At 72.2% G+C, this 11,848-nt stretch carries 11 protein-coding genes; 4 read left to right on the top strand and 7 right to left on the bottom strand.

Annotated features, from left to right (window positions below; genetic code table 11):
- Positions 1-11: 11 nt before the first annotated feature.
- Together OZN99_RS15585 and OZN99_RS15580 are read right to left on the bottom strand one after the other, a co-directional pair.
- Positions 12-1,811, bottom strand: a complete 1,800-nt coding sequence (locus tag OZN99_RS15585) for a PAS domain-containing hybrid sensor histidine kinase/response regulator (RefSeq protein WP_270936174.1) — start codon at positions 1,809-1,811, stop codon at positions 12-14.
- A gap of 130 nt (positions 1,812-1,941) precedes the next feature.
- Positions 1,942-2,247 carry a hypothetical protein gene (locus tag OZN99_RS15580; RefSeq protein WP_270936173.1) on the bottom strand — a complete coding sequence of 102 codons (306 nt, stop codon included), beginning with the start codon at positions 2,245-2,247 and terminating at the stop codon, positions 1,942-1,944.
- 125 nt (positions 2,248-2,372) lie between these two features.
- Here OZN99_RS15580 and OZN99_RS15575 point away from each other — a divergent pair, with 125 nt between their 5' ends.
- Together OZN99_RS15575 and OZN99_RS15570 are read left to right on the top strand one after the other, a co-directional pair.
- Positions 2,373-3,080, top strand: a complete 708-nt coding sequence (locus OZN99_RS15575; protein WP_270936172.1) for a ribonuclease activity regulator RraA — start codon at positions 2,373-2,375, stop codon at positions 3,078-3,080.
- A 60-nt stretch (positions 3,081-3,140) separates the two neighbouring features.
- Positions 3,141-3,608, top strand: coding sequence for a DUF2269 family protein (locus OZN99_RS15570; RefSeq protein WP_270936171.1), 468 nt, complete (start codon positions 3,141-3,143; stop codon positions 3,606-3,608).
- A 229-nt stretch (positions 3,609-3,837) separates the two neighbouring features.
- Here OZN99_RS15570 and OZN99_RS15565 read toward each other — a convergent pair whose 3' ends face one another.
- Both OZN99_RS15565 and gcl read right to left on the bottom strand, forming a co-directional pair.
- A complete protein-coding gene (locus OZN99_RS15565; protein ID WP_270936170.1) occupies positions 3,838-4,974 on the bottom strand; it encodes a hypothetical protein in 1,137 nt (378 codons plus the stop codon).
- A gap of 156 nt (positions 4,975-5,130) precedes the next feature.
- A complete protein-coding gene (gcl, locus tag OZN99_RS15560; RefSeq protein WP_270936169.1) occupies positions 5,131-6,942 on the bottom strand; it encodes a glyoxylate carboligase in 1,812 nt (603 codons plus the stop codon).
- A 184-nt stretch (positions 6,943-7,126) separates the two neighbouring features.
- Here gcl and bhcR point away from each other — a divergent pair, with 184 nt between their 5' ends.
- Positions 7,127-7,951, top strand: a complete 825-nt coding sequence (gene bhcR, locus OZN99_RS15555) for an HTH-type transcriptional regulator BhcR (protein WP_270936168.1) — start codon at positions 7,127-7,129, stop codon at positions 7,949-7,951.
- Positions 7,952-8,000: 49 nt separating this feature from the next.
- On the opposite strand, the gene OZN99_RS15550 is transcribed toward bhcR, so the two are convergent.
- Complete coding sequence (locus OZN99_RS15550; RefSeq protein WP_270936167.1) at positions 8,001-8,933, bottom strand: haloalkane dehalogenase; 933 nt, start codon at positions 8,931-8,933, stop codon at positions 8,001-8,003.
- Between the two features lie 47 nt (positions 8,934-8,980).
- Complete coding sequence (locus OZN99_RS15545) at positions 8,981-9,655, bottom strand: SDR family oxidoreductase (protein ID WP_270936166.1); 675 nt, start codon at positions 9,653-9,655, stop codon at positions 8,981-8,983.
- Between the two features lie 186 nt (positions 9,656-9,841).
- Between OZN99_RS15545 and OZN99_RS15540 the strand changes: the two genes are divergently transcribed.
- Positions 9,842-10,462, top strand: a complete 621-nt coding sequence (locus OZN99_RS15540) for a TetR/AcrR family transcriptional regulator (protein WP_270936164.1) — start codon at positions 9,842-9,844, stop codon at positions 10,460-10,462.
- 113 nt (positions 10,463-10,575) lie between these two features.
- On the opposite strand, the gene OZN99_RS15535 is transcribed toward OZN99_RS15540, so the two are convergent.
- Positions 10,576-11,848, bottom strand: a 1,273-nt coding sequence (locus tag OZN99_RS15535) for an FAD-dependent oxidoreductase (protein WP_270936163.1), incomplete at its 5' end; no start/stop codon positions are given.

The raw sequence follows: 11,848 nt of genomic DNA, 5'->3' as shown, positions 1-11,848 counted from the left end.
GTCGGCCCTGCTCAGCGCGCCGGCGGCGGGGCGTCCCGCTGCGCGGCGCGCGCTTGCCCGGCGCCACGGGCAGCCTGCGCCTGCAGCAGCGCCCGGCGCAGATCGCCGAGCGTGAAGGGCTTGCGCAACAGCGGCAGCCTTGCCGCCGCCACGCGGGGTGGCGCACCGCCATAGCCGCTGCACAACAGGACGGGCAGCGAGGGACGCTCCGCGGCGAGGCACCTGGCGAGGTCGAAGCCGTCCTGCCCGCCCGGCATCAGCACGTCGGTGAGAACGAGGTCGGCCGGCGTGCCGTCCGCCAGCGCGGCCAGCGCCGCCGGGCCCGTCGCGACGCGGGCGACGATGTGACCGAGGTGGCGCAGCATCTCCATCGTCAGCGCCGCCACGTCGTCATCGTCCTCGACGAGGAGGATGTGCAGCGCCGCGCCGTCCGACCCGGGCTGGCCATCCGGGACCGGGTTCCCGGCCGGCAGGGTGGCGGCGCCGCCGCGCGTCGCGCGCGGCAGCAGCAGGGTCACCGCGGTGCCGTGGCCCGGGATGCTGGCGATGCGCGCCGCGCCGCCGCTCTGTCGGGCGAAGCCATACACCTGCGCCAGGCCCAGCCCGCTGCCGCGTCCGACCGCCTTGGTCGAGAAAAACGGCTCGAAGGCATGCGCGAGCACCTCCGCCGGCATGCCTTTGCCGCTGTCCGCCAGGGTCAGGCGCACGAAGTCGCCGCCCAGGCCATCCGGATCGGCCAGCGGATCCAGCGCGGCATTCGCGGCCGCCAGCCGCAGCATGCCGCCATCGGGCATGGCGTCGCGCGCGTTGGCCGCCAGGTTCAGCAGTGCGAGCTCGAGCTCGCCGGCATCCACCAGGACCGGCCACAGGTCGTCATGCGCCTCGATCGCAATGGCGATGCCGCCGGGCAGCGAGCCCGCCAGCAGCGCGTGCATCTCCGCCAGCCAGGCCCGCAGGTCGAGCGGCGCGGGGTGCAGCGCCTGGCGGCGGGCGAAGGTCAGCAGCCGGCGCGTGAGATCGGCGCCGCGCCGCGCCGCCTGCTCGATCGCGTCCATCAGCCGCCCGCGGCGTATCGCGTCCTGGTCCTTCCGAAGCAGCGCGGCGCCGCTCATGACGACGGAGAGCAGGTTGTTGAAGTCGTGCGCGACGCCGCCGGTGAGCTGCCCCAGCGCCTCCAGCTTCAGGGTCTGGAACTCGCGCGCCTGGGCCTGCTCGCGCATCCGGGTCTCCTGCTCCAGCTCGCGGCGGATGTCCTCGCTCGCGGCCAGGGCCGCTTCGGCGCGCTTGCGGTCCGTGATGTCGATGTCGATGCCGGTCATCCGCGTCGGCATCCCCGCATCGTCGCAGGCGAGGCGCGCATGGCGGGCCAGCCAGCGTTCGCCGCGTTCGGGATGCAGGATGCGGAACTCCAGATGGCATTCCACCGCGCGGTCCCGGAGGAAATCCTGCCATACCGCCTGCGTGCCGGGACGGTCCTCGGGGTGGACGCTGTCGAGCCAGCCGCGCTGCCCGGAAGCGGCTTCCCGCACGTCCAGGCCGTGCAGCGCGGTGCAGGCGTCCGACCAGTCAAGCCGGTCCTGCGCGATGTCCCAGGCCCAGAGGGCGGCGCCGGCGAAGCGTTGCGCGACGAGAATTCGTTCCTCGCAGTCGCGTAGCCGCCAGCGCAGGCACTCCAGCTCCGTGTCGCGCTCGGCCAGCCGCGCCTCCAGCGCGCGCGTGAAGCTTGCCGACGGCCCGCCGGCCGGGTCGCGCGTGTGGTCTTGCGCCTCGGGATCCCGGGCCCCTGCCGACCCGTCGCCTTGCGTGCTCACCGGTTGCTCACGACACCGTCCGCGTCCCGCGCCCGCCCGCCCCGGCAAACCGCCGCGCGGGCCGGGCCGGCCCATATGTCCGGCCAGAACGGGCGAGGGGCGGCCGCGTTCGGTGCGGCAGGCGATGAGGTCAGCGTCGTTTCGGGAGGTCGCGCGAGACATCGACCTGTCCGCCGCGCTGGGCCGCCAGTTCCGCACGATCGCCGGCCTGGTCGTCATTGCTGCCGGAGCCGTCGCCGGCGGCGGTCGGGTCGTCGATCGTGCCGGCGGCGCGGGCATCCTCCGCAGGGCTGGGGTTGGCGGTGCGCGGCACGGCGTTCGCGGGATCGGGGCGCTGGTCGGTCTCGCCCTCGCGCTTCCGCTCGCCGCCGGGGCGTGCGGGACGGATGGCATCCTCGGCGCCGCGCGCCTCGTCGCGGCGGTCCTTGTGGTCCATGGCCGGGCTCTCCCTGGAAGCCGGCGCAACGCCGCATGGCGGCCAGGGTTCGGCGGCCCGGCGGGTTGACGGGGGGCGGGGGCGGGGCTTGAAGCGCCGGGACCACCTGCTGCGGAGCGGAACGCATGAACCCGGCCATCAAGGACGCGCTGATGGGCGTCACCACGGCGACCCTGACCACGGTGCTGCTGAAGAAGGGCGTGCGCTTCTGCTACGTGAACGGCGCGCGGCCCATCGTTCCGGGCAACTTCACGCGCATCGTCGGGCCGGCCTTCACCCTGCGCTTCACCCCGACGCGGGAGGACCTGGCGACGGTGGACAGCTGGTCCTCCCCCCGTTCCACCCGTGCCGCCATCGAGGACATGCCGGCAGGCTGCGTCGCCATCGCCGATGCGATGGGCCTGACGACCGCCGGCATCTTCGGCGACATCCTCTGCGCGCGGATGAAGGTGAAGGGGGTGGCGGGGCTGGTGACGGACGGCATGGTGCGCGACGGCCAGGGCGTGATCGGCACGGGGCTGCCGGTGTTCTGCCAGGGCTATGTGGCGCCGGCCTCCGTCGCCGCGCTGAACTTCGTGGGCTGGCAGGAGACGATCGGCTGCGGCGGCGTGACGGTGGTGCCAGGCGACATCGTGGTGGCGGACGGCGACGGCGCGGTGGTGATCCCCCAGGCGATGGTCGAGGCGGTGACCGAGGCGGCCGTGGAGCAGGAGCGGCTGGAAGGCTGGATCATGCAGGAGGTCGGCAAGGGACTCGCCCTGCCCGGCCTCTATCCCGCGAACGCCGAGACCAAGGCGCGCTACGAGGCCGACAAGGCGGCGGGGCGCGTCTGACCACCGGAGGGTTGCGGGCGCGCCGGGCGGCGTGCCCGGCCCCGGGCCGGGGCGGCGCCGATGGCCTATGACGTCCTGAAGACGCTGCACCTGCTTGGCGTGGTGCTGCTCATCGGCAACGTGACCGTCACCTCGATCTGGAAGCTCTACGCAGACCGCACGCGCGATCCGCGGACCATCGCCTTCGCCCAGCGCCTGGTGACCATCACCGACTGGTTCTTCACCTTCTGGGGCATCGTGCTGCTGATCGCCGGCGGCTACGGGGCGGCCTGGGTCGCCGGGATGGACCCGCTGCGCGACGACTGGCTGGTCTGGTCGGAGGCGCTGTTCGTCGTCGCCGGCGTCATCTGGCTGTTCCTGCTGGTCCCCATCCAGGTGCGTCAGGCCCGCATGGCGCGCGGCTTCGCGGCCGGTGGGGAGATCCCGCCAGCCTATTTCCGGCTCGGCCGGCAGTGGATCGTCTGGGGGCTGGTTGCGACGGTGCCGCTGGTTGCCGCGACCTGGATCATGGTGCGGAAGGGCTTGTAGCGCCGTCCCCGGACAAAAAAAGGGGGCCAGCGGCGGACCGCTGGCCCCAAGTCTGGTCCGCACGGACTGTGCGGAACCGCCGGGAGAAAACGTCGAGGCATCGCCTTGACGGAATACAATCTGGACGAGTGGGCCTCACGCCGCCGTGACCCCCGGGTGAACCCTTCGCAAGCCGTTGCCGAACAGCTTCTGTCGCAGGGTTCCCGGCCGGAGCGCGGGCACGAGGCCGTCAGCGTGTTGCGGCGATCGCGTCGCGCGCGCCGGCGACGGCCTGCCGCACCTGGTCGAGCAGGGCGGCGCCACCATCGGCGCACCACGCCGCGAGCGGACGGCAGGCGGCTTCGGGCGTGACCGGAACCTCCCAGGGCGGGCGGTCGGAGAAGCGCAGGCCGCGGTCCCGCTGCGCGCCCTCGACCGAACGGCTGTAGTGTGCGTCGAAGGCGGGTTCGGCCGCACCGGGGCGCCGCGCGGTCCAGCGCGTGGCGACCTCGACGCCGAAGGCGTCCGTGCCGCAGCGGCGCAGCACGACGCGGGTGACGGTGGCCTGCCAGGGCTGGTCCCGGGGCGCGGCCACCGGGCGGGACACGAGTTCCGCTGGTGCGGCCGCCGCGAGATGGGCCTGCACGCGTTCCGGGGTGAGCGCGGCGGCGATCGTCGCCTCGCAGGGCGACCAGGCGGCCCGGAGTTCCTCCAGTCGCGCCGCGCGCTCCTCGGCGCGAAGGCGCCCCTGCCGGTCCCGCTCCGCCATGACGGCGACCGCGACGAGCGCGATGGGCAACAGCGCCACCATGACAACGAGGCCGAGGATGATGTCGCCGCCGGGGCCACCGTGAAGGGCCACGCCGGCGGTGTAGCTCGTCTCTTGCGCCTCCGGCACCACCGCCTCGGCCGCGGCGGCATCGTCGCCGGTCGCGGGCAGCAGCCGGCAGGCGTTCCCGGCAGCGTCGCAGGCCCGGGCGAAGGTGCCGAGATAGACGCTGGCCGGGCCGGGCGGCAGGGTGAAGGCGTGCAGGCTCGGCACGTCGCCAGGCAGGGCGCGCAGTTCCAGCAGATGCCGCCCCGGAGGCAGCCGCGCGCTGATCCAGGCCTCGTTGCCGAGCAGGCCCGTGCTGGGTCGCGTGCTGAAGACCCAGCGCTGCACGAAGCCGCTCCACGCCGGGTCGTCCAGGCTCCAGAACCGCGCCTCGGCGATCGGCTCCTGGTTCACAGGCCCTGGGCTGTCGATGCGCACCACCACGACGCTGTCCTGGCCGCGCGCCAGATCGAAATCGGTCGGTGGCGGGAGCGCCGTGGCACAGCCGGCGAGAAGCGCGATGAGCGCGAAGGCGAACCGGCCGGGCCGGCTGCGGGGCCTGAAGCATCGCATGCGGCAAGAATGGCCGGCGGCCCCGGCGGCACATTGATGCGTATCAACTGATGTATCGGCGACGCACGTTGCGGCGTCGGGCTGACGCTCGGCGGAGCGTCCCGGCAACGAAGAACCCCGGTGCCGTGCGGCACCGGGGCTGACCGGTCCGGACCGCTACTTCGCCGGCACCGCCTCCTGCGGGCGGGTCCAGCCATTCTCCTTGGTCAGGGACGGGTCGAGGCAGATCACCTCCTCGAACTCGTTCACCGCGTCGATCTCGGTGCCCATCGAGATGTTGGTCTGGCGCTCCAGGATGAATTCCAGCACCACGGGCACCTGGTGCTCCTGCATCATCGCCTCGGCGCGGGCGAAGGCGTCCTGGAACTCGTTGGGCGACTTCACGCGGATCGCCTTGCAGCCCAGGCCCTCGGCCACGGCCACATGGTCCACGCCATAGCCGGGCACCGCATCCGGATCGTCCGAGGCGTTGATGTTCTCGAAGGCCAGGCTGACCTCGAAATCCATCTGGAAGCCGCGCTGCGCCTGGCGGATCAGGCCGAGGTAGCTGTTGTTCACGACCACATGCAGGTAGGGCAGCTTGTGCTGCGCGCCGACCGCCAGCTCCTCGATCAGGAACTGGAAGTCGTAGTCGCCGGACAGCGCGACGATCTTCCGCTCGGGGTCGGCGGCGCGGACGCCGAGCGCCGCGGGCAGCGTCCAGCCGAGCGGGCCGGCCTGGCCGCAATTGATCCAGTTGCGCGGCTCATACACCTTGAGCAGCTGCGCGCCCATGATCTGGCTGTTGCCGATGGTGGTGACGTAGCAGGTGTCGCGCCCGGCCTGGGCCAGCATCTCCTCGAAGACGCGCTGGGGCTTCAGGGGCACCGCGTCGAAATGGGTCTTGCGCAGCATGGTGCGCTTGCGGTGCAGGCACTGGTCGGACCAGGTGCTGCGGTCCTTCAGCGTGCCGGCCGCCTTCATCTCCTCCGCGACCTGCACGAACAGCTCCAGCGCGGCCTTGGCGTCGGAGACGATGCCGAGGTCGGGGCCGAAGACGCGGCCGATCTGTGTCGGCTCGATGTCGATGTGCACGAACTTGCGGCCGGCCGTGTACTTCTCGACGCTGCCGGTGTGGCGGTTCGCCCAGCGGTTGCCGATGCCGAGCACGAAGTCGGATTGCAGGAAGGTGGCGTTGCCGTAGCGGTGGCTGGTCTGCAGCCCGACCATGCCGGCCATCAGCGGGTGGTCGTCGGGGATGCAGCCCCAGCCCATCAGGGTGGGGATGACGGGCACGCCGGTGAGCTCGGCGAAGCGCACCAGCTCGTCGCAGGCATCGGCGTTGATGATGCCGCCGCCGGCGACGATCAGGGGGCGCTCGGCGGCCTGCAGCATGGCGATCGCCTTCTCGATCTGCCTGCGGGTCGCGGCGGGCTTGTAGACCGGCAGCGGCTCGTAGGCGTCGATGTCGAACTCGATCTCGGCCACCTGCACGTCCACCGGCAGGTCGATCAGCACCGGGCCGGGGCGACCGCTGCGCATCAGGTGGAAGGCCTGCTGGAAGACCTGCGGCACCAGGGCGGGCTCGCGCACCGTCACCGCCCACTTGGTGACCGGCTTGGCGATGGATTCGATGTCCACCGCCTGGAAATCCTCCTTGTAGAGCTTCGCGCGTGGGGCCTGGCCGGTGATGCACAGGATCGGCAGGCTGTCGGCCTGGGCGGTGTAGAGGCCGGTGATCATGTCGGTGCCGGCCGGGCCGCTGGTGCCGATGCAGACGCCGATGTTGCCGGCCTTCGCACGGGTGTAGCCGTCCGCCATGTGGGACGCGCCCTCGACGTGGCGGGCCAGGATGTGGCGGATGCCGCCATGGGCGCGCATCGCGGAATAGAAGGGGTTGATCGCCGCGCCCGGGACGCCGAAGGCGCAGTTCACGCCTTCCCGCGCCAGGACCAGCACCGCCGCATCCACTGCCCGCATCCGTGCCATCGCCTGTCTCTCCGTTCCTGGACGGGTGGGAGATGCCCACAGGCGACCGATTATTTCAATTTTTCCGAAAGCTTTTTCCGCGTCGCGGCATAAAAACGACAAGCCCTTGGCACGGCTTGCGATTCCGCTTTTCCGTTGCCGTGCGTCGGCAGGAATGGAAAAAGATTCCGCGGGAGGACGAGCCATGTCGCAGACCGCGCCGCGCCGCCGCGGACGCCCGCGCCAGGACGCGCCGGAGGCCGAGGACGCGCCCGTCCAGTCGCTGGACCGTGCCATGGCGTTGCTGGCGGAGCTGGCCGAAGGCGACGGGCTGACGCTGACCGAACTGGCGGGCCGTGCCGGCCTGCCCGTCTCGACCGCGTACCGCATGCTGCTCACGCTGCAGCGGCGCGACCTGGCGGAGTTCGAGCCGAGCGCGCAGCTCTGGTTCGTCGGCGTCGAGACCTTCCGCATCGGCAGCGCCTTCCTGCGCCGGCGCAAGCTGGTGGACCGCGCGCGGGAGCCGATGCAGGCGCTGGTGACGGCCTGCGGGGAGACGGCGAACCTGGCCGTGGCCGAGGAGGACGGCGTGATCTTCATCAGCCAGGTGGAGACGCATGAGGCGATCCGCGCCTTCTTCCGGCCCGGGACGCGCGCGCTGTTCCATGCGTCCGGCGTCGGCAAGGCGATCCTGGCGCATCGCGCGCCGGAGCAGGTGGCGGCAAGCCTGAAGCGGACGGGACTGCCCCGGTTCACGGAGCATACGCGCACCACGCTGCCGGCGCTGCTGGCCGACCTGAAGGAGGTGCGCGCGCGCGGCTATGCGCTGGACGACGAGGAGCGGAACCTGGGGATGCGCTGCGTCGGCGCGGCGGTGTTCAACGAATGGGGCGAGGCGGTGGCCGGGCTTTCGGTGTCCGGGCCGAGCGTGCGCATGACGCCGGAGGCGATCGCGCGGGTCGGCCCGCTGGTCCGGGAGGCGGCGGAGCGGGTGACGCGGGCGATCGCCGGGCGGGTGCCGGACGAATAGCGCGCAGCGTGCCGGGGCGTGCGGCTGCCCGCGCGGGTCGCCACGCCGTTCAGCGGGGCGCCAGCAGGCCAAACGTCGCGAGGCCGGCGCGGGCCACCGGCTCGCCCCATTCCGGCACGTAGTGCCCGGCATCCGGGACCTCGCAGGCCTCGCCGCAGCCGCGGATCACCTGCCGCAGCGCCTGCATGCGCTGCGGCGTGATCACCACGTCCTGCATGCCGATCGCCATGAAGGACTCGCCGCGCCAGTCCTCGCTGAGGAAACGCCGTGCGGCGAGGCTGGTCTCGAGCCCTTCCCGCGCGCTCTCGGACAGCACGCCGTTCTCCGGACGCATGATCAGTTCGGGAAAGCGTCGGACGCCGCCCTTGTAGGACATGTCGGGAAAGGGCGCGTCGTAGGCGGCCTCCTCCGCGTCGCTGAGCACCGGGGTGCGGCTCCGGATCCAGCTGCCGACCGGGTTGTCCGGCCGGCTGCGGTTCTCGGCGCGCCACCGGGCGAAGCCGGGCGTCGGCTCCTCGCCATGCGGCAGGCTCGTGTTCATGAGGAAGAGCCGCGTGAACCGCTCGGTCATGTCCATCACCAGGGACAGGCCGAGGATCCCGCCCCAGTCCTGGCCGACGAGGCAGATGTTCCGCAGGTCCAGGCGCTCGATGAAGGCGCGGATGGAGCAGCGGTGGAAATGGTAGCGGTAGACCTGGTCGTCCACCGGCTTGTCGCTGCGGCCGAAGCCGAACAGGTCCATGGCGACGACCCGGTGGCCGCTGCCGGCGAAGACCGGGATCATCTTGCGGTAGAGATAGGCCCAGGACGGCGTGCCGTGGATGCAGAGGAAGGTGACCGCGGCATCGCGCGGGCCTTCGTCCACGTAGTGCATCCGCAGGCCGTCGAAGCCCGGCAGGTCCTCGACGTAGCGCGGCGCGAAGGGCCAGCCGGGCAGGTTCCGGAAGCGTTCGTCGGGCGTGCGCTGCGCCTGGATGGGCATGCGGTCGCTATCCTTCCGCGGTCATCGCCAGCGGGCCGCGGCGGCCGTCACCGGGTGACCCAGCCGCCTGCGAAGGGGAAGACCTGGCCGACGAAGAAATCGCTCTCGTCGCCGGCCAGGAACAGCGCCAAAGCGGCCGATTCCCAGCCATGCGCCAGCCGGCCGATCGGGGCGCCCCTGATGCGCTCCTTGAACTCGTCCGTTCTCTGGTAGCTCTCCGGGAAGTAGGTCGGATTCTGCACGAAGGTCTGCGCGATCGCGTTGACCTGCACGTTGTGCGGCGCGACCTCCGTGCCGACGTCCTGGACATAGGCCAGCTGCGCACCGCGTGCCGAGCCATAGGCCGAATAGTTCGGTGCGCCGCGCAGCGCCGAGGCGCTGCCGATGACGACGATCTTGCCGCGGCGGCGCGCGAGCATCTGCGGCAGCACCGCGCGTACCAGGCGGTGCAGCGGGAAGACCATGGCCTCGTACATCGCTCGGAACGTCGCGTCGTCGGTGTCGAGCACCGAGGTGCGCGGCTGCTCCGCGGCCAGGTTGGCGACCAGCACGTCGACATGGCCGGCCTCCGCGATCAGGGCCTCGGCGGCGCCTGCGGCACGCAGGTCGCGGTCGTCCGCGACGACCTCGGCGCCCTCCTCGCGGAACATGGCGGCCACGTCGCGGCCCATGAAGGCGCTGACCTGCGTGACGACGGCGCGCCGGCCCTCGAGCCGCTTCATCCCTGTGTCCTCCCGCCTGCCTTTCCGCGGCCGGCCCAAGGGTCGGTTCCCTTTCCCGGGCGTGTGGGCTAGCACCGCGCCAGTTCTTGACGTCGTGACAAGATCCTCATTCTGGACATGACGTCAAGAATATTCCGGCCGGGTCGCCGAGCGAGCCCGGTGGAACGGAACCGTCGGGAGACCCGGATGCGGCCACGGCAGTTCAAGGATGACGACGTCCTGCGCATCGCCTTCGGGCAATTCTGGCGCAAGGGCGTGCGCGGCACCTCGCTGACCGACATCGCGCGCGAGGCAGGCGTGCAGCGCGGCAGCCTCTACAACGCCTTCGGCAGCAAGGAGGCGTTGTTCCTCAGCGCCTACGGCCGGCACCGGGAGGACTACCTCGCTTCGGTCGAGCGGACGCTCTCGGCCGGGACACTGCGCGAGCGGCTGGCGGCCTTCTTCGACTTCGCGATCGGGAATTTCTGCGCCGGCTCGCCCCCCCGCGGATGCCCGACGACGCGCGGCCTGATGGAGGTCGCCTCGGTCGAGGGCGAAGGCCTGGACGAGGAGGCGCGCCGCGCCTTCGCGGACCTGTTGTCGCGCCTCACTGCCCTGGTCGAGGGCGCGCTGCGGGACGGCGCCGCGAGAGGGGAGTTCGCCGGCGACACGGCGATGGCCGCCTGGCAGATCGTTGCCGTTGCGCGCGGCCTTGTCGTGCTGGAACGCGCCTTCGGGGACGAGGCGCAGCTGCGACGGATCGCGATGCACACGGTGGACACGGTGCTGGCGTCGGTGGCCAGTTCGGCCGGTGACGCAGCGCGCTAGACCGGCGTAGCCCTGACTGTGTTCAGGGCTACGCCGGTCTCGCTTCTCTGGCCCGGCGATTCACGCCCTTCGCCGTGCCCACCTTCGGTGTGCACACTCAGGGCGATCGCGCGCTAGACCGTCGCGCCGACCGTCGCTGCCTGCCGCACCAGCGCCCCCTGCTGCCGCAGCGCCGCCTGGATCTCCCTGACCGGTACGGCGCGCGGCGTCACGCCGCGATCCGCCGCGATCGCCGCCGCCACGCCCGCCGCCTGGCCGGTCAGCCAGCACTGGGGGATCTCGCGCAGGAAGGAATGGCTGGTCGGGTCGCAGGCCAGGTGGCGGCCTGGCGCCAGCAGGCCGTCCAGCCGCTCCGGCACGATCGCGCCATAGGGCACGCTCACCGGCGGGAATTTCGGGGCGAGGCTTGGGGAGACGCCGATCTCGTCCGGCGCCACCCGCCCGTCCCACCAGGCCCGCGTCACCGGCGTGACGCCGCCCAGCCGGCGCGCGTGCCGCACGCCGAGCTGCGGCGCCGACAGCATCGGGAAGGCGCGCTCGAAGCCGGGGGCTTCGGCGCGGTAGCGATCGAGGTGGCGGAACATCAGGCGGTGGGAGATCGTCTCCACCTCGCTGAGGTCGTCCACCATCACCGCGGAATAGCCGGCGAGGCGAGGGCCCATGAACAGCGCGACGTCGTCGCGCCAGCTGGCGAAGGCCTTGTCGAAGAAGCCCACGGCTTCCCGCCCGCGCTGCATGAAGGCGGAGAACTGTTCGGGCTGCTCTGCGCGCCAGGCGAGGTAGCGCGGCATGTCCACGCCGCCGAACACCCAGCTGGTGTTCATGCAGTGGTGGATGTCGCGCGCGTCGATGTCCTCGGCGAAGGCGGCGCCGGCTCGGGCGTAGAGGTCGCCGTCGCCGGTGGCGTCCACCGTCACCTTGGCCAGTACGGCGCGGCGGCCCTGCTTGCTCTCGAAGATCGCGCCCTGCACGGCACCGTCGCGGATCACGGGCTCGGCGCCCCAGGCGTGGAAGACCAGGTCCACCCCGGCCTCGCTCGCCATCTCCAGGCTCGCCGCCTTCAGGTGCTCGGGGCAGACGGTCGGGGAGTGGGTGACGATGCCGTGGAAGGCGGCGGTGCGCAGCGCCCACCAGGCGGCGGTCGCGGCCTCGCGGGAGCCCCAGGCCTCGCGCGGCGGGCCGGCCACGACCTCCTTCGGCAGGCGGTCCAGCAGCTCCTCCGCCAGGCCGCGGATCAGCAGCGTGCCGTCCCAGCCCGTCATGCGGTCGATCCAGACGACGAGGCCGCCGGTGGACAGGCCGCCCAGGTGGTTGTGGCGCTCCAGCAGCACGGTGCGGGCGCCGCGCCGCGCGGCGGCGACGGCGGCCGCCCAGCCGGCCGGGCCG

The organism is Falsiroseomonas oryzae (genome assembly GCF_027856955.1).
Classification (GTDB): Bacteria; Pseudomonadota; Alphaproteobacteria; order Acetobacterales; family Acetobacteraceae; genus Falsiroseomonas; species Falsiroseomonas oryzae.
Note: the sequence above shows the minus strand (reverse complement) of the source record. Positions and strands in the feature narration are given on the sequence as shown.

Excerpts from the sequence above, each read along its gene's own strand:
- OZN99_RS15545 (WP_270936166.1), bottom strand. The coding sequence starts at position 9,655 with ATGAAGCGGCTCGAGGGCCGGCGCGCCGTCGTCACGCAGGTCAGCGCC.
- bhcR (WP_270936168.1), top strand. The coding sequence starts at position 7,127 with ATGTCGCAGACCGCGCCGCGCCGCCGCGGACGCCCGCGCCAGGACGCG.
- OZN99_RS15540 (WP_270936164.1), top strand. The coding sequence starts at position 9,842 with ATGCGGCCACGGCAGTTCAAGGATGACGACGTCCTGCGCATCGCCTTC.
- gcl (WP_270936169.1), bottom strand. The coding sequence starts at position 6,942 with ATGGCACGGATGCGGGCAGTGGATGCGGCGGTGCTGGTCCTGGCGCGG.
- OZN99_RS15550 (WP_270936167.1), bottom strand. The coding sequence starts at position 8,933 with ATGCCCATCCAGGCGCAGCGCACGCCCGACGAACGCTTCCGGAACCTG.
- OZN99_RS15570 (WP_270936171.1), top strand. The coding sequence starts at position 3,141 with ATGGCCTATGACGTCCTGAAGACGCTGCACCTGCTTGGCGTGGTGCTG.
- OZN99_RS15575 (WP_270936172.1), top strand. The coding sequence starts at position 2,373 with ATGAACCCGGCCATCAAGGACGCGCTGATGGGCGTCACCACGGCGACC.
- OZN99_RS15565 (WP_270936170.1), bottom strand. The coding sequence starts at position 4,974 with ATGCGATGCTTCAGGCCCCGCAGCCGGCCCGGCCGGTTCGCCTTCGCG.
- OZN99_RS15580 (WP_270936173.1), bottom strand. The coding sequence starts at position 2,247 with ATGGACCACAAGGACCGCCGCGACGAGGCGCGCGGCGCCGAGGATGCC.